We start from the raw sequence: 21,410 nt of genomic DNA on the forward strand, positions 1-21,410 counted from the left end.
TTTCTAGTGTCGCTTTCTTTCAATCCAGTGAATTCTGGGGTAAGCGGGCGTTACTCAAGGTTCTGGAGAGCTAGTAGAAAGTATGAACAGCAAATCAATGAGAACCAAAACGACCAGCTGGTTCGGCACCACCACAGAGCACTCTGGACTGAGTCAACCCCAATATACACTGGTCGCCTTCGAGACGATCGACCTCGAATCATCGACGTCGGAGCTTGTTACTAGTGTCGTCGACACACTCATTGACGTGATCGAGCCAGCAGACGGTCAGACCACGCTCTCGCTGTACGAATATGTGAATCCAGATGCACTCGAAGATATCATCGCAGCAAGCGCATCAAAAAAGAGTGATGTCGAAGTTCGATTCACGGTTGAGGACTATCTCGTTACTATCCGAAGTAACCATACCGTTCTTATCTACGAACCGCTCAGAGCACAACGCGATACTGGTGAAAACTCATTCCCGGCTAGTTGATCGAGGGAAGCGATACAAGCTACTCGATTACCCTTACCCGCGTTCACAGATGAAATCGACCTAGCCATTCAGAGCCGTAATCAATGAGTCGGCGTTTTACCCTCAACTTCGTAGAGCTGGCTCCTTATTGTACAGCCGTTCGATAATATCTTCCGCAGCAGGCCGCTCGAGATCTTTTTCTCAGCCAGAACAGCATAGCTTACTCGTAAGTAGATCTACCACTTAGTAGAGTTGTTCTCGCAAGCGCCTCAAGCGCTTCTTGTATAAGTAGTGTTCAACACGTGTCTCAAACACCCTCTGCTGAGTTCCAGTATTTGCTTCGTTGTCTTGTAACCCGATCAAGAGGCCCGATCCGTAGTCAGAGCCATTCACTGTATGGCTCCGATATTTTCTGAGACTCTCTTTCGAGAATCGTATCCCCCCAGATTTCAGCGGAAAACCCTCCTGTACTGGCGGTACGGGTTTTGTGCTTCGCAGAGGGTGTCGACCTGGTCATTTCCACTTCCCATTACTAAACTAAGCGGAAGTAGATCCCAAAAGAACCGATCTATCGAAAACACGCGATAGACGCCAATACGCGCAGAAATTAGAAAGTATGAATTATATAATGCTATATCAAATTCTGATTTTCGGAAGTTGAGACTACAGTAGGTATAGAGGGTCCAGAATGTACGATTTGAGGTAATCCCCCTTTGCCAGCGTCTCAAACTGAACCACAGAAGCCGACTCCAATCAATCATCTAACCATTTGGCGAATTAACGACGATTTAAACCAGAGCTGCCGCTGCTCATCCAGCGTTCATTACCTTGAAACAGGGTTTCTAGCCAATTCCAGTCCGTTTCAGTAGTGTGAGCACTGTGTTTGCCGTCACAATCGGTGATTGTTCGTACTCACCGGTCACGTCGATCTGCACCAATAGATCAACAGCACGCTAAATCGAATACAGCAAACAGGCAAACACGAGGTAGAAGAATCGCAGCACGAAGTTTTTCGACGTTGTCGCAGTCATGAACCGTTTGATTGATCTATATCATATTAACGGGGAGAGCACTACTATCCATTATATCACAGATATGGTGTTAATCTGAATCACTCATCACTTGGTAAATCGAGAGTCATCGTCTCCACCTCCCACTCACCATCAGGGAGACGTGCTTCCACTTCGAGTTCAACAAGCATCCCATCGTCAATTAGGTCCGCGACGCCGACCATCGTACTTGCGGGGAAATGAGGAAGCGAAAAGAATTCATGACGTACCTCATGGATTCGTGCTCTTGTTTCTGCGGTAAGAACCGACTCCCGAATGTAAAAACGGGTGACGGTCACGTCGTCCATCGACCCATCCAAATGATCCACAAGAAGTACCTTTAGGAACTCGAGTAGTGTGCGAACCTGCTTGGGCGCAGTATCGTCCTCAGGCCAAGCGAGGCCCGAGAATTCGACATGACGGTGGTCATCGTGATGGGTGATAACCGCAAGTGATGACGCGGTGGTCTCGGCCGATCCGTGTTCGAGATCGCTCAACTCAGGCGCGAGGATGGTTTTTTCATATCGATTTCACGCGGTGACGATAGAAAAAGATACCCCACAGACATTAGCAGGGAAGACTCTCACGCTTCCATCTCACAGAGCAGAACAGCCTCCATGCTGAGTGGATCCATTATATGCTGCACAACGCTGTGAATTCTCCCTTGGGCGTACAAGGTACTCTGACAATACATAGCCCCAGTTACCGAGTAGCTGATTCAGTAGCAAGCACCTCGAACGAAACCTCGGAGTCGCCCTGCCCGTTTGCATTGAGACCAGCCATCTCAACTTCTGGCGCCAAGTGGAAGATGAGACTATACCGGCAAGAGCATTGTAGATTACTCCAGACAGCCAGTCATGTTTCTGTATGCACGGGAATCAATCGGATATGATTCTTGTTTTTACTGGAGGCCAAATGTAAACTCGTCACCCATACATAATATTCATTTATCGCATGGTCTTATTGTGAATATGAATAATTCGGCAGAGAAGCGTGTAGATCAGACGATCACGATAGGAGCTGCTGTCCTATTGGCTGTGATGGGTCTCCCTGCAGTACTTTATTTTACTCTCTCACACTTTATTGGGGCATTCACCGCGAATATCGTCGCGTTAGCAACTTCGTTACTGGCCGCCCTAGCGGTAATATATGCATTCAGAAGAACAGGCACTTTCTCGGGATAAAATCTGTCTCGTTTCGACCACTAATGAGCTGGCTGTCGATTCTAGAGTACTTCTCAACTCCGCCAGCAAATATTATTGAAATTGATAAGCGATAATAGCTCCTTCTCTATGCATTGAGCGCACTAGTCTCATCTTCTGCTGATTTTGGAAGTTGCGACTATACGGGCTATAGCACCGCCAGAATGCACGATTTTAGCCGAACCAACGACTCAACCCGCTTCAAACTCCGGTCGAGACACCGGTTCTAGTTAGTATCCCAACTAGAATTGCATATTTAAAGAAATCAGGCCAGCGCTGCCGCTCATCACCCCAATTATCTCTGGCTCAATACAGAGTGATTACCCGATTCCAGTCTCCTTCTTCAACAGCGTGAGCGTATTGTCCGCAGTCACAATCGGGGAGTGCTCGTACTCACCAATCAACTCAACTAGAACGAGTAGATCAATTGCCCGCCAGATCGAGTAGAGAAGACAGGCGAATGCAAAGTAAAAGAAGCGGAGTCCAAAATCCTTCGACGTAGTGGCGGCCATGAACCGCTTGATACTCCGATAGCCACTTTCGATCTCCCAGTGATACCCGTACTCGCTGAGATATCTCTCGCCACCGTTCGACATGAACACCGAGTACTGGCGATGATCAGTGTACTCGGTATCCTCTTTCCGGCGATAGATTAGTGTCGTACTGTGCCACTCGTCGCTGCCGAGATGGGGATTTCGGTCGGTTACATACCGGTTTTGATCCCACTGGAGGAGCCGTTTCGCTTGTGCTTTCTCGCTGGTCTGCATCCGCTTTGGGACGACGTAAGTGAGCCCACGCTGGCTGATCATCTCCAGCACATGCTGGCTGTCGAACTCACGATCCGCTCTCAGGGTTCTCGCGGTGCTCTCGTCGTCCCAGCACTCAAGCATCGGTTCCAAAGTGACGGTGAGCGGTTCTTGGGTGGTCATAACATCCGTCTCCGAGAACTGTTCGCTCTTTGCCTAAACAGTGCCAGCGTTCCCATGCTATCACCGGCTACGGATTATGAATCATCCAACGGTGTAACCAGTATCTGTGAGGCGAGTTTTTGTGGGAGACTCGTCTGTTCACCGACTTCTCCGATAGTGACGACCACCATTCCAATTGGCGTGATTTCATCGAGGTAAAGGCATTCAGTCGGTTCCAGCCCAATCGAAACAAGATATTCCAGCACCTCGTCATTCTGTGTCAGGATCCGTGTCACCACTACACTCGCCGATTCTTTGACCTCGACCAGCGAGGTAACGTCTTCTGACTGGGGGAGGTCAAGATTGCTGTCAGGTATCGGATCGCCGTGCGGGTCGATCTCCGGCATATCGAGTTTCTGTTCGATTGCTCGACAAAACCGGGGACTGAGGTGATGTTCCAAGATATCGGCTTCGGTGTCGACCTCACTGATCGTGTACTCGAACAACTCCGAGAGCATCGTCTCCGCGAGGCGGTGTCTGCGGATCACTTGTAGTGCGAGTTCTTCACCCTCGGTCGTAAGACGAATGGGGCGATACCGTTCTCGGTCGATCAGCCCCCGATTCGAGAGCGTACTGAGCATACTCGTCACTGATGCTTGAGTGACGTCAAGCCGCTCAGCAATCTCCGAGTTGGAGACTCGGCCGTCGGCTTCCTTTTCAAGCCGGTAGATACGACGGAGATAATCCTCCATCTTTGGCGTGGCTGGTGGTGACAACTCGGGCGTGTCCGGGGGGTCAGAATCGGCGGAACTCATTTAGTCTATTTATCATCGGATGGTCAATCTTCGCACTATTTCACTTTCTGGTCGGGGAGCAGTCGTCAGTCCCCACTCGATTCGGTTTCGCCGATGTCGATGCTCCCCATCTCAGGGGTTGCGTCCTCGCCGAAGGCAGTCTGGAGTTTTCCAAGTACGACGGCGATAACGTAAATCGCAACTGCGACGAGGACGATAACGCCCCCAGCAGTCGCCTCGCCGTAGTACGACGCTCCAATTCCGAGAATGACGGCCAGTTCGGCAAGCACGACCGACACGAGTAGGGACTCGTTGAAACTCCGAGCGACCTGACTCGCTCCCGCAACGGGGACGACGAGCATAGCGGCGACGAGGATGACGCCCATGATCTGCATCGCGCCGACCACGACCATCGCTGTCAGCATCACCATGATTCGATTGTACCAGCTCACCGAGAGGCCCGAGACCGCCGCGGCAGTTTCGTCGAAGGTGACATACAGTAACTGATTGCGTGTAAGTCCGACCACACCGATGATGATCATGAACAGCGTCAGCAATATCGCCGCGCTCTCGTTCGAGACCGTCGACAGGTTACCGAAGAGGAACTGATTCACGCCGACAGCAAGTCCGCCCGCGTTGATGCTAATCAGCGTCGTCCCCAACGCGAAGCCCGATGAGAGCACGATGGCCATCGAGACGTCGTTGTAGGCGTCGGTCGCCTCCGAAATGAGCTCGATGAACAGGGCCGCGATCATCGCAACGATGACTGCCGTCAGATATGGGGAGACCCCGAGGTCGATGACGGCGTTGAGGAACAATCCCACGGCGACGCCAGCGAATCCAGTGTGCGCGAGTGCGTCACCAATTAGCGCCAGCTGACGGTGAACGAGGAAGGTTCCGATCAGGGGAGCCATCACACCGATACAGAGCCCCACCAGAATCGCCCGGTGCATGAAGCCATACTGGAGCAGTTCTAACCCGGTCACACCAGCGATCCAAGATATGAATCCCGACCAGAGCTCCAAGAACCAGTACAGTGGCCCAAAAACGGGATCCAACGGTCCCGCTTGAAGCGGAGTAATGGGTAGGTGGGTCATCGAGAACCACCCAACAGGTTCGCCGTGGTGCCAAAGGCGCGAGCCAAGGCGTCACTCTCGACGAACTCACTGGCTGGTCCGTCGAAATATATCTCACGGTTGAGACAGATGACGCGTTCGGCGTGTTCGGTGACCGCGCCCAGGTCGTGTTCGATGAGCAGGATCGTGATACCGTTGCTATTCAGCGAATCCAAGAGGTCGTAGAACGCTTCGACCGATTCCATGTCAACGCCGACGGTCGGTTCGTCAAGCACGAGCAGGTCGGCCTCGCTGGCGAGCGCTCGTGCGATAAACGCTCGCTGGCGCTGGCCGCCAGACAACTGTGTAACACGACGATTGGCAAACGCCGTCATGCCGACCGTGTCGAGCGCCCGGTCTACGATGTTCCAGTCCTCGCTGGAGAGGCGTCCGAAGCCAACATGCGGGAATCGTCCCATCTTCACGACTTCCCGGACGGTGATCGGCATCTCCTTCGAAGCGCTGGCATGCTGGGCAACGTAACCGATGCGAGAGCCATCGTCAAACTGGTGTGAAAGGTCGCCAAACAGCCTTGCGATTCCATTGTCCGGTCGGAGCAACCCTAACATCAACTTCATCAGCGTCGATTTCCCCGATCCGTTCGGACCTATGACCGCAGCGTACTCACCGTGGTCGATCCGAAGTGAGATGTCCTCAACGACCGGGGTAGACGTGTATCCAAAGTCAAGATTGGATAGCCTGATGACCGGTTCGACACTGCTCGCCGTCCTCGAATCCGTGGAAGTTGTAATATTCAGTGTACTCATTGGAAGTTCATCCACTCGTTGGCCCAGCCGTTGGGTCCGGCCTTTTCCGGCTGTTTGTTGCCAAGCACGACCTCGAACGTGGGCATGTTGATGTTGTAGGCGATCTCTTCGTACCCCCAGTTGTTCTGAACCCAATCTTTCCGGACGCCTGCGTACGGCGTTACAGGGAGGTATCCCTCGACCTGTGTTTCATTGAGCAGCTGCTTCGCGGGCTTACGCGACTCGAAGACACCATTGGCGATGTACTTGATGTTATTTTCTTTGATGACTTCTTTCGCCTCGGCGATGTCCGAGGGCTTGACGTCACCACTGGCTGCGAGATTCGTAACAAGTGGAACCATCTCTGCGTCGTACTTGACGCCGATGTACTGGAAGGCGTTGTGCGCCGCCAGTTGAACCACGTTTCGGTCAGCCGCGTCGAAGATTGCCTGGTAGTCCTGATCGATCCGTTCGAGGACGTCGGATTTGTACGTCTCAGCGTTGTCCCGGAGCGCACTTTCCTGATCGGGCGCGAGTTTGGCGAGCCCATCGGCGATGTTGTCGACCGATGCCTTCGCTCGGTTGGGGTCGAGCCAGAAGTGTGGATCCTTGCCTTGCTGCTCTCCGACACCTTCCTCTTCGGGATCCAGGGTTGCCGCGAGATCGACCAGTTCGACGCCCTTTCGGACGTTGATCAACTGCGTGTCGACATTGTCGTCTTTAAGCGTCTGAATCGCGCGGTCGGCCCACGGTTGGAATCCTGGACCGACGTGGAGAAACGCGTCCGCTTCAATGATGTCTTTCGTGACGCTCGCATTCGGCTCCCATCCGTGACCGTGCAATCCGGTTGGAACGAGGTTGTTCACTTGGATGGGCGTCTCGTCGACGATCTTCCGTGCAAAGTCGTAGAAACTGAAAAACGACGCGACTGCGACGGCAGGGCCGTCTCCAGATGCACCCTCGTTGCCAGAGTCGCTCCTAGGTGTGGTATCATTGCTACCGCCACTGCTCGTACATCCGGCGAGACCAGTTGCAAGAAGTCCTGCACCGGCAGTAATGGCTCTTCTGCGTGAGAAACTGTACTGCGATTGCGACTGCTTCGTGTCGTCCATCGTCGGCTAGCCACTGATAGGGCAAATAATATAGTAGTTTCTATCAAAACTACAGTTTAGACTAGTCTAATTCTCTTTTTGTCGTAGCTCTTGTCGAAATTTCACTGCCAGCAGCGTCGTTAGTTTCGTGAGAGCAACAGCACGCTAAATCGAATACAGCAAGCACGCGAATGCGAAGTAGAAAAATCGCAAAACAAAGTTCTCCGATGTTGTTGCGGCCATAAGCCGCTTGATGCTCTTGTAGCCGCTCTCGATTTCCCACGGGTATTCATACTCACACAACAACCTCGGATTCCCGTTCGTCATGAACACCGAATACTGACGATGATCGTTCTATCCCACCAGAGACTTACTATTTGTTGGAACCGTCGTGCAAGGCATAGAGAATGTACGCAGCAGAAGACTTCTGTAATTGGTTTCCAGCGAAAACAGGTTGATTATCTGAAATCGAAACGAACTCAAACAAATTGGCGAACATTAGTCGGCTCTCCGGGTGAACAAGTAGCCAAGGCTAGATATCACCAGTAGGTGAATGGCCACTCCCGTGAGGAGGAAGACCGGCCTCCCGAACGTAGCGATTGATCGTCGCTTCCCACCGTCGTAGCTTCCGGTCGTGTCCTTGCCGTTCGTGACTTCGAGTTCGTAGTGGCGGCCGTCGTCCATCCGCGAAATGTCCAAGGGGGTAACGCCGAGAACTTCGGTCACGCGAAGGCCGCAGTCGCCCATCAAACGAATGGCGATCTCGTGTTTGAACGAGTCGGCGGCGCGTGGAATGGCAAGATATTCCTCTCGACTGAGCCAGACGTTATAGGTGCCGTCTTTGTTCCGTTCCGTCCTCATTGCGTGTTAGTCATGAGTTTCGTGCAATGTAGAGGCTGGGGACGGCGCTATCGAAATGGTGAATCGCGTGGTTTCGGGCGTTTCACGGGTTGGTGACTGTTTGGTTTGTATCTACACAAACACGAAATTGGGGCGACTCGCGGGTTCAGTTGTATCGCCTGTTGTAGTTGATCACAACACTCATTGTGTTGGGGCACATAGCAACAGTAGATGACACAGGACGATTCGGGCGCCGAATTGTTGTTCCGAGAAACGGAGACGTTTGCCGAAACATACACCGACGTTCGTGCGTGGGACGTACCTGTGTCAGATCGCTATCCCGAAGGGGTGAAATATTCGATGCAATACGGCGAGCGCGATGGTGTAACCATCATCCGGTACGACAATTTTCCTGACCATCCAGGAGCAGCCACCCACCACAAACATATCGGTGAAGATCGTGTCGTTGATATCGAGTTCACCGGTGTGTTCGACGTATACAAACAATTCAAACAGGAGGTAGACGAGCATGAACACTAATACCCAGTCCGATGAGCGAGTCCTGCACATTCGCTTCCAGCGAAGCGATAAGAAGCGTACCAAGGAGGCGCTGAAAGCGATTGATCGGGGCGAGTCTCCGAAGCCGTACTTCGAGACCGTCTTTCACGAGATCGAAGATCTCCAGACAGTGACGCGTCCAACCAGCCTGACGCTGCTGCGAACAATCGCTCGCGAGCGGCCCGCAAGCATCCGAGCAACCGCCCGGCTCGTTGATCGCGACGTGCGCCAGGTCCATCGAAATTTGGAGGAGCTCGCCGAACTCGGTGTAATCGATCTCGAAATGGACGGCCAGACGAAACGCCCGACTGTCTGGTACGATTCCATCGAGGTTGATCTTCCTCTCTTCGACTTCGAGACAGACTCAGAAACGCCCGCCGAGGCGTGAGGAAAAGCGTAATTAGCCTCCCCCCAGGTACGTATTTCTGGATGGGCTTGCAACTTGGTCTAGGGTGTATTCGCTAGGCCGTGGCAGGTATGGACGACACGTTTTGTATAGAAGTATTAGTTGTCGCGAGGGCATATCCAGAAATAATGACACACAATACCGTTAGTATGATTAGATACGGTCTCGGTGTTGGGATCGGACTGCTGCTTATGGGGTGGGCTCTTCAGACGTTTCTATGGACTGGGTATGCAAAAGCAAATCCTGCTTACCAATCAGTCTCTACATCAACTGGATTTGTTCCATTCTGGGCGGCGATATTTGTCATCGGAACCATTGTCACATATGTATACTTCATGGAGGGGTTGGATTACATTATCAATGGGTAGCTCCAGAAGCCGTGTTGGTTCCTAAAAGCCAATATCTGGGAGTGAGAAATAACTAAACAAAGCGATTGTGCATGAACCACAGTGGCACACTGGAGAGTGTCTACTGCCCTATGTTGCACTAAGCAGCTGTCGGCATACAGGGAAATAACCCTAATACATTGGGAAAGGTCGGAGCGTAGAGGATCCAGATTGAAAGAAGATGGATGACAATTATTCTGTACACGAGTCCAATCCCACCAAGATGATGGGCGGCGACACGCCCAACCGTATATCTTCGCTCTCAATATGCCTTCATCAAACTCTAGAGTTCGTTGACGATCAAGAGACCCATTGGGAGTCCAACTAGAGCAAGGTTGCCGAGTGGTGTACTCGCAAAGGCGATGAAATAGCCAAGCAGCGGGATCTGGAACGTGACAACCCCGATCAGTGCTGAGGCGGGGATTGGAACTGGATCAACTTCTTCGTTCGCGTCACCTTTCGTCTGGAATTGTATCGTCCCATTTTTGTGTGAAATATTAGCAACCCGATGCGTAACAACCTGACCACTACCACTCGTCGTCGTGTTGTTCACTTGCTCAGAAAAGGTGATGATATCGCCTCTCTCAACTGCTTGAGGGGAAACACTATCCACAAAAATTGCATCGCCTTGTCCAACGGCAGGCTCCATACTTGAGGAGACGATGACGTAGCTGTGATCTGCTCCAACGACCTGTGGCACTGCAAAGATTGTGAGAGGCGTGAGACAGAGCAGCACGACGACTGCGAGGATGATCGTTCCACAACGCTTTTGTAGTACTGTTGAAATTGAAACCATGATATCGGTAATTTGGGTGTGATTAGTAGCTATTACTATTCATGTGACTTGCCCTACTCGGAGCTCAACATACTGATTATTTGAACTTGGCTTGATCCCCGTCCATGTCATGCGTGCAGATCCTTGGAGGACAAATCCAGAGGCGAAGGGGACGTTGGTGATGCGTAAGACTCTGATCCCATTCGAAATCGAGAGCGATTCTGAGAGTGCTGTTCCATTTAATGTGAGGTTTGAAATCGTCATTGTCTCATTTGATGCACCACGAATCCTGATGAACAAATCATTATACGGTCCTCGATTTGATGGTGAGTAACTCACAGCATTCCCGTTTTGATTGACGAATTGCGCTTGATTGCTGGATCGTATGTATCGGAAAGTAAAGGGACGTGTTTCGCCATTGGACCAATCTTGATATGCTGTTTGTGTTGTCTGAGATGGATTCGAGCAGGTGCTGGCTGGCGAACCCTCGATCCATCAGCATTCCGTCGATATGAACAAAATCTTTCACACTGTCAAGCAGATTTTCAACGATCTCGCGGCGGCTGTCTCCCATTTTGACCGACCGAGTCCAAAACCAGCAGAACCGCGTTGCCGACCAACTGCACTGTCGCCCACTGATAGGCATACTCGTTGCACCTGATGGAAATAGCTAAGTCATTATCGTAATAATCATTATCGTACGAATGTTCTACAATCGGAGTAGCGAACTCGATGCACTCCAGGCGGAACACAATCGCGACCAGTTCAGCCTCATTATTATCTACGGACGTCGGCGCGTCGGAAAAACAGAGCTCATTAAAGCGTTCTGTAACGGGAAAGAACATCTCTATCATCTTGCTACGCAGGACTCTGCGAAAGTTCAGCAAGAGAAACTCGCCGATGAACTCGCAACTCACCGTGATCAGCGGGTACCGCGACTTGACGACTGGTATGACGTGGCCGGCTACCTCGAAGAGACGCTCGCCGACGGAAAACGACTAATCGCTCTCGACGAATTTCCATATCTCGTCGCGTCAAGTGACACGGTGCTCTCGGCGTTCCAAACGCTCGTCGATAGCCTTCAAGGTGAGTCCTCCTCAACGCTCATTCTCTGTGGGTCGAGTATCAGTGTCATAGAGTCAGAGGTGATGGGTCACGAGAGTCCGCTCTACGGCCGTCGAACCGCCCAGATAGACCTCCAGCCGTTTTCGTTCGCCGGCGCGCTTGCTGTTATCGACTATTCGTTCGAAGAGAGCGTTCGCTCGTTCGCAGTCACGGGCGGCATGCCGATGTACCTCACCCTGTTCGACTACAACGAATCACTCAAATCGAACATCCTCCAGCAACCGCTCTCGAAAACGTCGATACTCTACGATGAACCCGAATTCCTCCTACGGACGGAGCTTCGGAATCCTTCCCGCTACATGAGCATCCTCGAAGCGATTGCGAACGGTCACACGACGCCGAACGAGATTGCAGGCCAAACCGACATCGGATCCGGACCGCTTTCGGGATACTTGCAACGACTTCGTCGCCTCCGGTTGGTAGATCGGGAAGTCCCGGTAACCGCACAAGAAAAGAAGTCGAAGCGACCGCTGTACCGCATCGGCGACGAGTTTCTTCGATTCTGGTTTCGGTTCGTTGAGCCGAACCGGTCGGGTATCGAGCAAGCGCCCGGTCTCGTCCTCGAGGATCGTATCTTACCAGAACTCGATCAGTTTGTCGCGGCGACGTTCGAAGATGTGTGTCGGGAAGCGCTTTGGGAACTCAACCGCACGGAACAGTTGAACGGCACATACGGCGCAGTCGGTCGGTGGTGGTACGGTGATCAGGAGATAAATCTCGTTGCACTCGACGACCGGACACCGTCAGCACTGTTCGGCGAGTGCAAATGGACAACCACCCCAGTCGGGATAGGTCTTGTCGAGGATCTCCGCGAAAAGGTAGATGACGTGCGGTGGAAAACGGGTGAGCGAGACGAGGAATTCGTGTTGTTTTCGAGAGCCGGTTTCGAGGACGGACTTGCGGACCAACTCGATAGTCGATGGTCGTTGTTTGATTTGGAAGCGATGGCAGCCGTGTTCAAAGACAATTAGCTTCTGCCGATAGCGCTGCACGATATCCATCGTACTCGAAACGACCGGGTTTACATACGCAATCTCATCCGCGAATGTGGCCCACCCACGATCCAGGGCGAGATCAATCGGCTCATTTGCTGATGTGTATCCTCCCGGTCCACCACTCAACTCTTCGTACACTCGCTGTGGAATCGTGAACACGATATCGTGTTCCTGGACAATACGCTCTAGAAACGCGAATCGACCAGACTCGGGGCGTACGAAGGCAATGAAGATGTTGATGTCGGCGATATGTGTTTCAGTATCAGGGATAATTGAGAGAGGTATTTACTCAGAGTGCTCTGGAAGATCCTCGTCGTCAATATCCACCTGTGCGTCGATTGCATCGAGATCCAGATCGTCCTGGGCGTCTGGCTCTACATCGACAATGATCTCACGAAGTTCTTGAAGGATGGTTTCGGCCTCGAGTACAGAGAGATCCAACTCACGAGCCATGATTCGCGACGTCATTTTGCATTTGACATACGCACGTGCATACTCAATCGCAATTGCGAGACCTGCTGTGCAGACTGCCCACCCGCCCGCGACTTCCCCATCACTTGGCTTTCGAAGGTTCGAATCGGGATGATCAGTTCTCTAACGAGCCGACCGATGGCAGCGCCAAACGGTGTTCTTGGGCGTGTGTAGAAATGCACCGGGTGTTGTCGCACCCAGCACCAGTCTTCCAAATACCACGGCGGGAAGACCATGAGTACAAAACAAATCGCAGCGCTTGAAGCTGACGAGACGTCACAGAAACGCGCACAGGCCGAACAATTTGCCTTCGACGTCAATGGGCCTCGGACTCATCGAAATTACCAACGAGAGTCACGACAATCCCGCTGAGCAGCAACTTGTCGTCCTCATCGACGACCTGGCCGAGGAACTGATGGCCTGCACGTGCCCACATCACGTCCACCGAAACACTGACTGCAAGCGCATGGCCGCCGTCGAAACCGCAACCGACAATGGGACGCTCGATGCGTTCCCCTCCGAGGACGACAACGATACCGAACCCGAAAACTGCAACTATGAAGGCCTCGGTGACTTCCCGTGCTGGCCGTGCGTGCGAAGGGGCGGAAGGAACTACCGAACTGATTCTCTTCTATCTTCTTATTTCGTAGACATATGGGAGGGGTCTGTTCGATGGACGATTCCATCAAAATCTGAGTCAAAGCTGAGGATAGAATCGATATCATACCGTTCACAGAGCGTCACAAGGCTTGCGTCAGTCACACTTAGATCGTGGTCTTGATACTGGATCCATGTATCGACTGTCGCATTAAAGTCGTCGTGCCCCATCTGGATTATCTCGAATATCTCTGGAAATGATTTGCGTCCAAGAATGCGGTCGGAGACGGTTTTTGCAGACTCAAATGAACCAGTCCGCATTCGAGTTAATGTGACTGTTTCATCATAGACATAGTCACTGGTGTACGGTTGTCCATACTCACCAGTAAGTACTGAATTCATCGCAGAAATAGCAACATCATGGCGTTCTGAGTCTTTATCGTGATGTGCGTAAAAAACACCAGTGTCGATAAGAACGCTCATCCGTACAACTCTTCGTCGATATCTGACTCCGATGTTTTCACGCCAGAAGAGACCATTCCTTGATGGAATGCTTCTCGCTCGCTCGGATCCAGTGTTGGCATTTCATCGCGAAACGAATCGATGAGATCTGCTTTCGAGTCAACCGCCTGTGCAACGATCCGGGCGAGAATTTCCTGCTGTGTAACTTGCTTTCCTGCTTTCAGACGAACCTCTGCTTGGAGTTTTTCCAAATCAGACTTCGTTCCTTCGTCCATTTTCACCGACGTTGCCATGCTAGTAGATTCTTCTACTCAGCAATAAATGCTACTCTGTTCAGTAGTAGTATTGTGTCGTCTACTGCATAACACATGGCCGCCGTCGAAAGCGCAATCGAAGAAGGTACGCTCGAGGCATTCCCATCGGACGACGAGCGTGTCAGTGGCTCATACACCGGCTACGACAGGTACGGCAATATCGATCGCAAGTACTGGTAGTATGGTGGCTGTGGCGCGGAAGCCACTCAAAAGGCCACGCTCACCGACTGCCGCTAGCTCACTCGCTTCTTTCATTTGTGGCACGCCAAACGAAACTAAAGGAAGTGGTCCAGCGAACGCTCATAAGGGGTGAATGCGTCGATTGATCGTACTCCAATGAGTTAGTTTCCATTTTAATACTCTTCTTCCAATCTTAAACTGCAATATTAGATATACCCTTCAACAAAAAGATTGGCAAAGTCAATACTACTGTACTTATCACAACAAGCCACGATACCACACCCCACACCAACAAGCTTTCAGTCCCGCAACGCGATAAACGCTATTACTATGGTCAGCGAGCAGCACACGATTCGCGATATCTTCCAATCAGAGCACTGTCAGCACTTCAGCCCAACTGAAGACAATGGTTCCCTCAGTACTCAGCTCAGTGAAGCAATGGGAACTGTCATGGATATCGATCCACGGATACTTGATCCTCTCTACAACGAGATCAACCCCGAAGCGCTCAACGAAATATTCACTCTTGATTCCACTCACCAACGTACACCCGAAGTCATCTTCTCGTGGCATGATCATGCGATCCAAGTTCGACAACCAGGTGAAATTTACATTACAAATGAACCGCTCGTCCCTGAGCTTGACGCAGATCTTCCACTAGCTACTGAATTCGCTGGCGCTCCATTCGGATCAACAGATGCTATCACATACGAATATGCTCCAACCGATGATCTCGGAACGGAAGTCGTCCTCGCTGTTACGAATGCAATTGGGATTGACTCTCAAGCAGTGACAGAACGGCTCGCCGACCGAATCAATCCAGATGCACTCAACGAGCTTTTCCAGCCGTTGGCTGATGGTACACCACGAACCAATGGCTATGTTTCGTTCGGATTTGAAGGGTACTTCGTTACGGTTTCAGGAAATGGGATGGTTACCATCCGATCTGAACTTGGACAACTCAAAGAGAAAGGCGGAAACATTCTAGTCGTCGGGGACGTTCCAAGTGATGTTTTCGATGCTGAACGTTCCTATCTCATGAACGATCCCGATTCGACCCGCTATGATCTATTTGCGTTACTCGATCGCTCTCCAACCGCGCTTCAACGCCAAGCGACACCAGCTCAGCCACCGCTGAACACTGTTGAAATTGTTGATTATCAAGCAGCAGTCCGATCAACGGCGGCGGCAGTAACCAGTCCACAAGAAAACGTCCAAATAACTCCTATCAGTGGGACTCTAACCGATCTTCAAACTGCTCTCATTCATTCAGTAGCATTGCAGGAAGAGTATGTTAGGGATGATCGGCCAATTGACGTTCAACTCTACGTCGATACGCTTCAACCGGTGGTGGAAGCAACGTCGACTGACATTGCGATGTTTCTAACTCCCATCTGTCGTGCCGTCCGTGGCGTTAGGGGACTGGGCTATTACACGCTTCCACAGGATCGAGATTCATTCCCAATGGATGAAATCGAATCAGTATTCGATGCAACAATTGAGCTTCGTGTGAGTGAACGGGGTCCTGAGCAGCGGTGGATCCTCCCAAAAACAGGATACACGACGGAGTGGTTCCCAATAATCGAGAACAGATAGCGAGCGAAACATAGTCTGTTCATCTAATTTATCTCGGAATACCTCTCTGAGTTCACCATCATTTTAATCCGCATATGAACCATCGAAAGCTAGTAACAAAAGGCCCCTTGTTAGATGACGCCGGGCCGTTTCCAGTTACTCCGTGACCTCGATCGACCCTTCAAGTGTTCGAACCGGATAGGGCATGTCAATCGCTTCGGCATCTAGCCGCTCTTTCACTGCTTGAACTAGCTCTGACCGAATTCGTGTGAAGTTTCCTCGCCCGGGCTCACCGATCCAAAACCGAGTTTGCAACCCGACATACGAATCAGCGAGTTCCGTCACCCGAATATCGGGTGCTGGATCTGCGAGAATTTCATCGTGTTGTCGTGTCTCGTCGAGAATTACATCCTTTGCATGGTCGATGTCGTCATCATAGCCAATTCCAAAGACGAATTTCTGCCGGAGCTTATCATAGGCAACTGGATTCTTCACCGCATCATTCGCTAAGTCGCCGTTCGGAACGGTAATCCGCTCATTATCGAACGTCCGCACTCGTGTTACACGTAAATCGATATCCTCGACTTGTCCCTCACCGCCACTCCATTCAATCCAATCACCGATCGTGAACGGCCGGTCCTTGAGAATAAAGATTCCAGCAACAAAGTTGCCAAGGAGTTCCTGTGCGGCAAACCCAATCGCGAGGACAATTGCACCGGCAAACACACCGAATGCGGCGATAACGCCGCCAAAGCCAGCAACCGTGAACGCAAGCGCGATAGCGAGTACCCAGACGAGGATTCCTGCCACATTTTCTGCCAAACTCCGAACAGCTGGATCGTGCCCTTGTTCTTTCAGTACCCGTGTGAGCAGTGGAATGAGGACACTCCGTCCGATCAGATATACCACGACGAGTGTTACGAGGAACAGTACTGCGGGAATCACGTAATTGCCGACGATGGCCGAAGTTGAGAGTGTATTACTTGCCTGCAGTGGGATCATTGAACTCCAGTCCAACACTAAATTCAGTACCATAGTTCGAATCGACAATCGGAGAGACGTTTTATGAAGGTTTTCCCAAATTAGACCTCTTTCTCATCGCTATTTTCGTTCCACCGCACTCGAATCTCATACTGGTTGCCATCATCTGTTTTCGATATTTCCTCAACCAACTCAACTGTAGCAGGCCGCTCCGTGATCGAGTTCAAGAACGATTCATCGGCTGGAACTTCTATCGCTTCCATTCGCTCATAGCGTCCGAACATTCGTTCACGAACGAGGCGAGCATACCGAGCAGCTTCATCGCGGTTGAGTGATCGTTGTCGTGTTTCTGTCTGTGTGTCAGCTGTTTTCGTTTGGTGTGCGAGGACGGCATTTAGCACTGCTCCAGTGAGCAATACTAACCCACTAAAGTAGAGCCATGTCACCAAAAGAAGCACTGCACCGAGAACACCCGAAGCGCTTGAGCCAACTACGTGTACGTAAATCTGAAACAAGCCCTGAAGTGCTGTCCATCCCACTGCCGCAAATACCGTCCCAGGCAAGACCGCACGTGGTGTGGTTTCGACCCCAGGGAAGAGATAATACATTGGGAAAAAAGCGATGACGAGTGCCACGATCAATACGATCGGGTTGAGCAATTCGATAAATGGAACTGCAGGAAAGAGGGCGAGCAGTGTGCCTGCAACAATCGTCGCAATCACCGCAAACCCAATCGCGAACAGGACGATAAGGCCGTCACGTATCTGGTCGAGAATGGATCCGTTTGTTTCAGCTGCGTAGATTTCGGAGAAGGCAGTATCCAATCCCCGGAAGAGTTTCAACGCCCCCCATGTGAGCGTTAGTATTCCCACGATCGAAGCGCTTGCTTGTCCTTGTTCACTGTTGAGTGTTGTTTTAGCAAGCTGCCCAATCTCGGGAGAAAGAGATTTCGCAAAGCTGACCACCTGGGTCTGCAAGTTGGTGCTTCCAATCGCTGCAAATGCCAGAAATGCAAGGAGCAGGAGCGGTAGAAGGGAGATGAAGGCATGATATGCGATACTTCCTGCGAGAAACGTCACCTGTTTCTCCTGTATTTCGGTCCGAACCGACTGAGCGACTATGATACCGTTCTGAATTGATGGAGACATAATCAATAAAGGTAGTCTAATCTCAAAGTGCTACCAACGATATACAATTGTTCTCCTATTTGGGTTTCCAGTCCAGTTTGATCGTCACCGACTCGCGACTCCCGCGGAGGACGGATGAAGATTCTCGAGTGCCGATTTCATACCCGACAGAGTCTGCTGGTGAGAGGGTCACCGTTTTATTTCCGACATCGATGTTGGCATCTCCACCTTCTCGAAGTTCATGTGCAATTGCTTGCAATCGATCAGCGACTTCTTCTCGCGATATTTTCTCTTCGTGGAGTGTTTTTTCGGACATCAAGAATACCTATCTCAAACAGTTCGGATAGGTGTTTTGGGCAAGGAGTTCGGGTGAAACGGATTCCTGTGCTGGTGCTCAACATCCAACTGGCCTATAGATTCATGCCAGAGTAGTCAAGTATTCTTGTTGTGACTCGTGTACAGCAGGTAGTTGACCATCTTCAGAATCAGGAATCTCTGCTTATCGTCTGCCATAACAATCCCGACCCTGATTGTCTTGCGAGTGCACTTGCGCTTAAACGAATCGGAGAGTACTCTGGAGTTGAAACAGTCACTATTGCATATAATGGTGGCATTTCTCATCAACAAAATCGAGCCCTCGTCAATCGTCTTGACGTCCCATTGGTGAACTTTGACGACGAATTGTTAGAGAACCACGATAGTGTGGCATTTGTCGATCATTCGGTTCCTGGCGAAAACAATGATGTCCCATCAACTGCTGGCATCAATATCGTTCTCGATCATCATCCAGCAACGCATGTAACAGCCGATGTTATTGACCGTCGTGAAAATGTAGGTTCGACCGCGACAATTTTGGTTGAATATCTACACGATCTTCAGATCGTCCCCGAAAGTGCTCTTGCAACCGCACTGTTGATCGGGATTCGCTCCGATACACTCGGGTTTACACGTAAAGTATCTGCCCAAGAATATGCTGCAGCAGAGTATCTCCATCCGTTTATTGATCAGGGCCTTTTCGCAAACCTATTGAATGTCCCGTATACGTCAGAGACGATCGATGCACTGAGTGAAGCAATTGAAAATCGCAAGATCCAGCAATCATCCTTGGTCTCTTTTGCTGGAGTGACCACCGAGCGAGACGCTCTTCCTCAGGCAGCTGATTTTCTGTTGAACCTACAAGGGATCAATATTACAGTCATTTTCGGCGTGATCAACGACGAGGTTCAGTTTAGCGCACGGTCGGCCGACCCAGCTACCCACGTCGGGGAATTGCTGGACCAAACGTTTGGCTCGATGGGTAGTTTGGGAGGTCATCAGCAAATGGCTGGTGGGTGTGTTCCTCTACTCAAAGGCGACAAAGACCATAGACAGATAGTTGAGATTGCAATCTCGATCATCACCAATCGCCTGTTCCACGAACTCACAGAGTTCGATTGATTACTGATAAAACCCGCTCAGCGAACCTGATAAGCGAGGTACTCGAAGGCTATTGCGCCCATGATACACACGGAAAATCTTAGTGAACTACCCTGCTCGGCTTGACAGCCTCGCTGAGGACAGGGCTTCCTGTTTCGATGACGGCGCTGTATCCCCCTCCCTACTCGATCGCGGTGCTCGTTCCTTGAGGAAGGGTCCTTAGCGCCTGTATTCAGGAAGGTGAAACACGTTCAAATGCAAAGCTAACCGAACACAAGCTCTCACTGTCTTCAGAATTCAGAGGGTTCTGGTGTGCGAATAAGATGCGAAGCATCTTTTTAACGCTGTAAACGGTAGGGTAACCTCGCCATTACATGTATGACGGATAGCACAAACACCCATCAATAGATGGAAAACAAATACTGAGACAGCGTACGAATCCACACGCTCAAAATATGCAGACTTTGGAATAGTGACGGAGAAGAATTGAAGTTTAGGATAGTGAATAACAGCAGGCTGGACAGTACAATCCCAGAGCTGGTTTCCGGAATTTTATATAGGTGCTAGCAACGTTGATTTAGAGAGAAACCAATGGTATCAGTGCTAACCGTCGCCGGGGTGGTCGTCGCCATATTCGTTGGCTTCAATATTGGTGGCTCATCGACGGGTGTCGCGTTCGGTCCAGCAGTCGGCTCACGCCTCCTACGGAAGGCAACCGCAGCAGCCCTGTTCGTTGGCTTTGCCTTTCTCGGAGCCTGGACCGTCGGTCGGAACGTCATCGCAACGATGAGCAGCAGTATCGTACCGGCAACCCAATTCACGCCTGCCGCAAGTGTTGCCGTCTTGTTCTTCACCGGTGCTTCGCTCCTTATTTCGAATCTCTATGGCGTTCCAGCCTCAACGTCAATGACAGCCGTTGGCGCTATTGTTGGATTGGGCCTTGCGACGAACACACTGAATAAGGCATTGATGTTTACTATCGTCTCAGCATGGATCGTCGCACCACTGATCAGCCTCAGCATTGGAATCGTTGTCGGGCGTTATATCTACCCGTATCTGGATCGCTATGTTGCGTTCACAAAGTTTGATCTCCACTTCATCCAGCTCGACCGTTCTGGGGCGATTCCTCGACTCTACTTGAATCCAAACGCGACACGACAGGATATCATTGGATCGATTTCGGTGGTTGTCATTGCGTGTTACATGGCGTTTTCGGCGGGGGCGTCAAACGCGGCAAACGCTGTGGCTCCCCTCGTCGGCGAAGGAGGGACACTCACTGTCAGTCAGGGCGTCCTGCTTGCGGTAGTGGCCTTTGGTCTGGGTAGTTTCACCATCGCCCGACGCACACTGGAGACGGTCGGAGACGATATTACAGAGCTACCAATTCTCGCTTCATTGATTGTCTCCATAGTCGGTGGCACAGTCATCACGATTCTGTCCTACTTCGGGATCCCAGCAAGTCTCGCAGTAAGTACAACATCGACGATCATTGGACTCGGATGGGGACGGGCAAGCCGAGCAGCGACGCTCGTGGAGTTTGCGACGCCAGAACGTGAACATCCGGATTTAGAGGTCGCAACAGGAGCGCTGGTCACCTCTCGCGCTGAGGATATGCCTGCAAGTCCAACAATTGGCGATGTTGCTCGTCATGAGGAACCAGCAGAGAAACCGGAGGAACTGCCAGACGTGCCTGACGTTGGTGCAGAGGGACCGGCAGACCTCGATCAGCGGAGCCTGTTCGATCCAGCGGCAGCCAAACGTATTGTTACAATGTGGGTGTTGACGCCCTCGTTAGCTGTTGTGACTTCCTATCCGGTATTTGTATTTTTGCTGTGAACGCCGT

Annotated in this window: 23 protein-coding genes and 4 pseudogenes; 9 read left to right on the forward strand and 18 right to left on the reverse strand. The window is 51.2% G+C overall.

Annotated features, from left to right (window positions below; all coding sequences use genetic code 11):
• The first annotated feature begins 82 nt into the window (after window positions 1-82).
• Entirely contained in the window at window positions 83-475 is a 393-nt protein-coding gene (locus OOF89_RS19705; protein WP_266081262.1) for a HalOD1 output domain-containing protein, read from the forward strand.
• A gap of 821 nt (window positions 476-1,296) precedes the next feature.
• Here OOF89_RS19705 and OOF89_RS19710 read toward each other — a convergent pair.
• From OOF89_RS19710 to OOF89_RS19750, 9 genes and pseudogenes are all read right to left on the reverse strand, one after another.
• Window positions 1,297-1,506, reverse strand: a pseudogene (locus OOF89_RS19710) (transposase); the annotation flags it as partial.
• A gap of 59 nt (window positions 1,507-1,565) precedes the next feature.
• On the reverse strand, window positions 1,566-2,000 hold the full coding sequence (locus tag OOF89_RS19715) for a RidA family protein (protein WP_266081263.1): 435 nt from the start codon (window positions 1,998-2,000) through the stop codon (window positions 1,566-1,568).
• A gap of 1,025 nt (window positions 2,001-3,025) precedes the next feature.
• A pseudogene (locus OOF89_RS19720) lies at window positions 3,026-3,547 on the reverse strand (transposase); the annotation flags it as partial.
• Between the two features lie 161 nt (window positions 3,548-3,708).
• Window positions 3,709-4,428, reverse strand: coding sequence for a metal-dependent transcriptional regulator (locus tag OOF89_RS19725; RefSeq protein ID WP_266081266.1), 720 nt, complete (start codon window positions 4,426-4,428; stop codon window positions 3,709-3,711).
• Between the two features lie 65 nt (window positions 4,429-4,493).
• Window positions 4,494-5,504: a metal ABC transporter permease gene (locus tag OOF89_RS19730; protein ID WP_266081268.1), complete on the reverse strand. Its 1,011-nt coding sequence runs from the start codon at window positions 5,502-5,504 to the stop codon at window positions 4,494-4,496.
• Window positions 5,501-6,289, reverse strand: coding sequence for a metal ABC transporter ATP-binding protein (locus OOF89_RS19735; protein WP_266081270.1), 789 nt, complete (start codon window positions 6,287-6,289; stop codon window positions 5,501-5,503). The genes OOF89_RS19730 and OOF89_RS19735 overlap by 4 nt, the downstream gene beginning before the upstream one ends.
• The gene (locus OOF89_RS19740) at window positions 6,286-7,380 is read right to left on the reverse strand and encodes a metal ABC transporter substrate-binding protein (protein ID WP_266081272.1); all 1,095 of its coding nucleotides are present in this window, start codon (window positions 7,378-7,380) and stop codon (window positions 6,286-6,288) included. Before OOF89_RS19740 ends, OOF89_RS19735 begins: the two co-directional genes overlap by 4 nt.
• A 147-nt stretch (window positions 7,381-7,527) precedes the next feature.
• A pseudogene (locus OOF89_RS19745) lies at window positions 7,528-7,713 on the reverse strand (transposase); the annotation flags it as partial.
• A 144-nt stretch (window positions 7,714-7,857) separates the two neighbouring features.
• The gene (locus OOF89_RS19750) at window positions 7,858-8,220 is read right to left on the reverse strand and encodes a hypothetical protein (RefSeq protein ID WP_407661648.1); all 363 of its coding nucleotides are present in this window, start codon (window positions 8,218-8,220) and stop codon (window positions 7,858-7,860) included.
• A gap of 210 nt (window positions 8,221-8,430) precedes the next feature.
• Here OOF89_RS19750 and OOF89_RS19755 point away from each other — a divergent pair, with 210 nt between their 5' ends.
• The 3 genes from OOF89_RS19755 to OOF89_RS19765 all read left to right on the forward strand — a co-directional run bounded on the left by OOF89_RS19755 (window position 8,431) and on the right by OOF89_RS19765 (window position 9,531).
• Window positions 8,431-8,739, forward strand: coding sequence for a toxin-antitoxin system TumE family protein (locus tag OOF89_RS19755; RefSeq protein ID WP_266081273.1), 309 nt, complete (start codon window positions 8,431-8,433; stop codon window positions 8,737-8,739).
• Entirely contained in the window at window positions 8,729-9,145 is a 417-nt protein-coding gene (locus OOF89_RS19760; RefSeq protein WP_266081274.1) for an HVO_A0114 family putative DNA-binding protein, read from the forward strand. Before OOF89_RS19755 ends, OOF89_RS19760 begins: the two co-directional genes overlap by 11 nt.
• An 89-nt stretch (window positions 9,146-9,234) precedes the next feature.
• Window positions 9,235-9,531 carry a hypothetical protein gene (locus OOF89_RS19765; RefSeq protein WP_266081275.1) on the forward strand — a complete coding sequence of 99 codons (297 nt, stop codon included), beginning with the start codon at window positions 9,235-9,237 and terminating at the stop codon, window positions 9,529-9,531.
• Between the two features lie 301 nt (window positions 9,532-9,832).
• On the opposite strand, the gene OOF89_RS19770 is transcribed toward OOF89_RS19765, so the two are convergent.
• From OOF89_RS19770 to OOF89_RS19775, 3 genes and pseudogenes are all read right to left on the reverse strand, one after another.
• Entirely contained in the window at window positions 9,833-10,345 is a 513-nt protein-coding gene (locus OOF89_RS19770) for a signal peptidase I (RefSeq protein WP_266081276.1), read from the reverse strand.
• A 39-nt stretch (window positions 10,346-10,384) separates the two neighbouring features.
• Window positions 10,385-10,816 carry a choice-of-anchor W domain-containing protein gene (locus OOF89_RS24665; protein ID WP_407661660.1) on the reverse strand — a complete coding sequence of 144 codons (432 nt, stop codon included), beginning with the start codon at window positions 10,814-10,816 and terminating at the stop codon, window positions 10,385-10,387.
• Window positions 10,776-10,977: pseudogene (locus OOF89_RS19775) on the reverse strand (transposase); the annotation flags it as partial. The gene OOF89_RS24665 and the pseudogene OOF89_RS19775, both read right to left, overlap by 41 nt.
• Window positions 10,978-11,028: 51 nt before the next feature.
• Here OOF89_RS19775 and OOF89_RS19780 point away from each other — a divergent pair.
• Window positions 11,029-12,420 (forward strand): ATP-binding protein, encoded by a 1,392-nt coding sequence (locus OOF89_RS19780; RefSeq protein WP_266081277.1) that lies wholly within the window; start codon window positions 11,029-11,031, stop codon window positions 12,418-12,420.
• A gap of 309 nt (window positions 12,421-12,729) precedes the next feature.
• On the opposite strand, the gene OOF89_RS19785 is transcribed toward OOF89_RS19780, so the two are convergent.
• From OOF89_RS19785 to OOF89_RS19795, 3 genes are all read right to left on the reverse strand, one after another.
• Entirely contained in the window at window positions 12,730-12,912 is a 183-nt protein-coding gene (locus tag OOF89_RS19785) for a DUF7437 domain-containing protein (protein WP_266081279.1), read from the reverse strand.
• Window positions 12,913-13,554: 642 nt separating this feature from the next.
• Window positions 13,555-13,995: a type II toxin-antitoxin system VapC family toxin gene (locus tag OOF89_RS19790; RefSeq protein ID WP_266081281.1), complete on the reverse strand. Its 441-nt coding sequence runs from the start codon at window positions 13,993-13,995 to the stop codon at window positions 13,555-13,557.
• Window positions 13,992-14,267 (reverse strand): hypothetical protein, encoded by a 276-nt coding sequence (locus tag OOF89_RS19795; RefSeq protein ID WP_266081284.1) that lies wholly within the window; start codon window positions 14,265-14,267, stop codon window positions 13,992-13,994. Before OOF89_RS19795 ends, OOF89_RS19790 begins: the two co-directional genes overlap by 4 nt.
• A gap of 75 nt (window positions 14,268-14,342) precedes the next feature.
• Between OOF89_RS19795 and OOF89_RS19800 the strand changes: the two genes are divergently transcribed.
• Together OOF89_RS19800 and OOF89_RS19805 are read left to right on the forward strand one after the other, a co-directional pair.
• On the forward strand, window positions 14,343-14,468 hold the full coding sequence (locus tag OOF89_RS19800; protein ID WP_266081285.1) for a hypothetical protein: 126 nt from the start codon (window positions 14,343-14,345) through the stop codon (window positions 14,466-14,468).
• Window positions 14,469-14,798: 330 nt separating this feature from the next.
• Entirely contained in the window at window positions 14,799-16,064 is a 1,266-nt protein-coding gene (locus tag OOF89_RS19805; RefSeq protein WP_266081288.1) for a DUF7504 family protein, read from the forward strand.
• Between the two features lie 135 nt (window positions 16,065-16,199).
• On the opposite strand, the gene OOF89_RS19810 is transcribed toward OOF89_RS19805, so the two are convergent.
• The 3 genes from OOF89_RS19810 to OOF89_RS19820 all read right to left on the reverse strand — a co-directional run bounded on the left by OOF89_RS19810 (window position 16,200) and on the right by OOF89_RS19820 (window position 18,467).
• Complete coding sequence (locus tag OOF89_RS19810) at window positions 16,200-17,045, reverse strand: mechanosensitive ion channel family protein (RefSeq protein ID WP_266081837.1); 846 nt, start codon at window positions 17,043-17,045, stop codon at window positions 16,200-16,202.
• Window positions 17,046-17,125: 80 nt separating this feature from the next.
• Window positions 17,126-18,172, reverse strand: coding sequence for a YihY/virulence factor BrkB family protein (locus tag OOF89_RS19815; protein WP_266081839.1), 1,047 nt, complete (start codon window positions 18,170-18,172; stop codon window positions 17,126-17,128).
• A 55-nt stretch (window positions 18,173-18,227) separates the two neighbouring features.
• A complete protein-coding gene (locus OOF89_RS19820) occupies window positions 18,228-18,467 on the reverse strand; it encodes an amphi-Trp domain-containing protein (protein ID WP_266081290.1) in 240 nt (79 codons plus the stop codon).
• Between the two features lie 131 nt (window positions 18,468-18,598).
• Here OOF89_RS19820 and OOF89_RS19825 point away from each other — a divergent pair, with 131 nt between their 5' ends.
• Window positions 18,599-19,588 (forward strand): DHH family phosphoesterase, encoded by a 990-nt coding sequence (locus tag OOF89_RS19825; RefSeq protein WP_266081292.1) that lies wholly within the window; start codon window positions 18,599-18,601, stop codon window positions 19,586-19,588.
• A gap of 570 nt (window positions 19,589-20,158) precedes the next feature.
• Window positions 20,159-21,403 carry an inorganic phosphate transporter gene (locus tag OOF89_RS19830; protein ID WP_266081293.1) on the forward strand — a complete coding sequence of 415 codons (1,245 nt, stop codon included), beginning with the start codon at window positions 20,159-20,161 and terminating at the stop codon, window positions 21,401-21,403.
• Window positions 21,404-21,410 lie beyond the last annotated feature (7 nt).

Source organism: Haladaptatus caseinilyticus (assembly GCF_026248685.1).
Classification (GTDB): Archaea; Halobacteriota; Halobacteria; order Halobacteriales; family Haladaptataceae; genus Haladaptatus; species Haladaptatus caseinilyticus.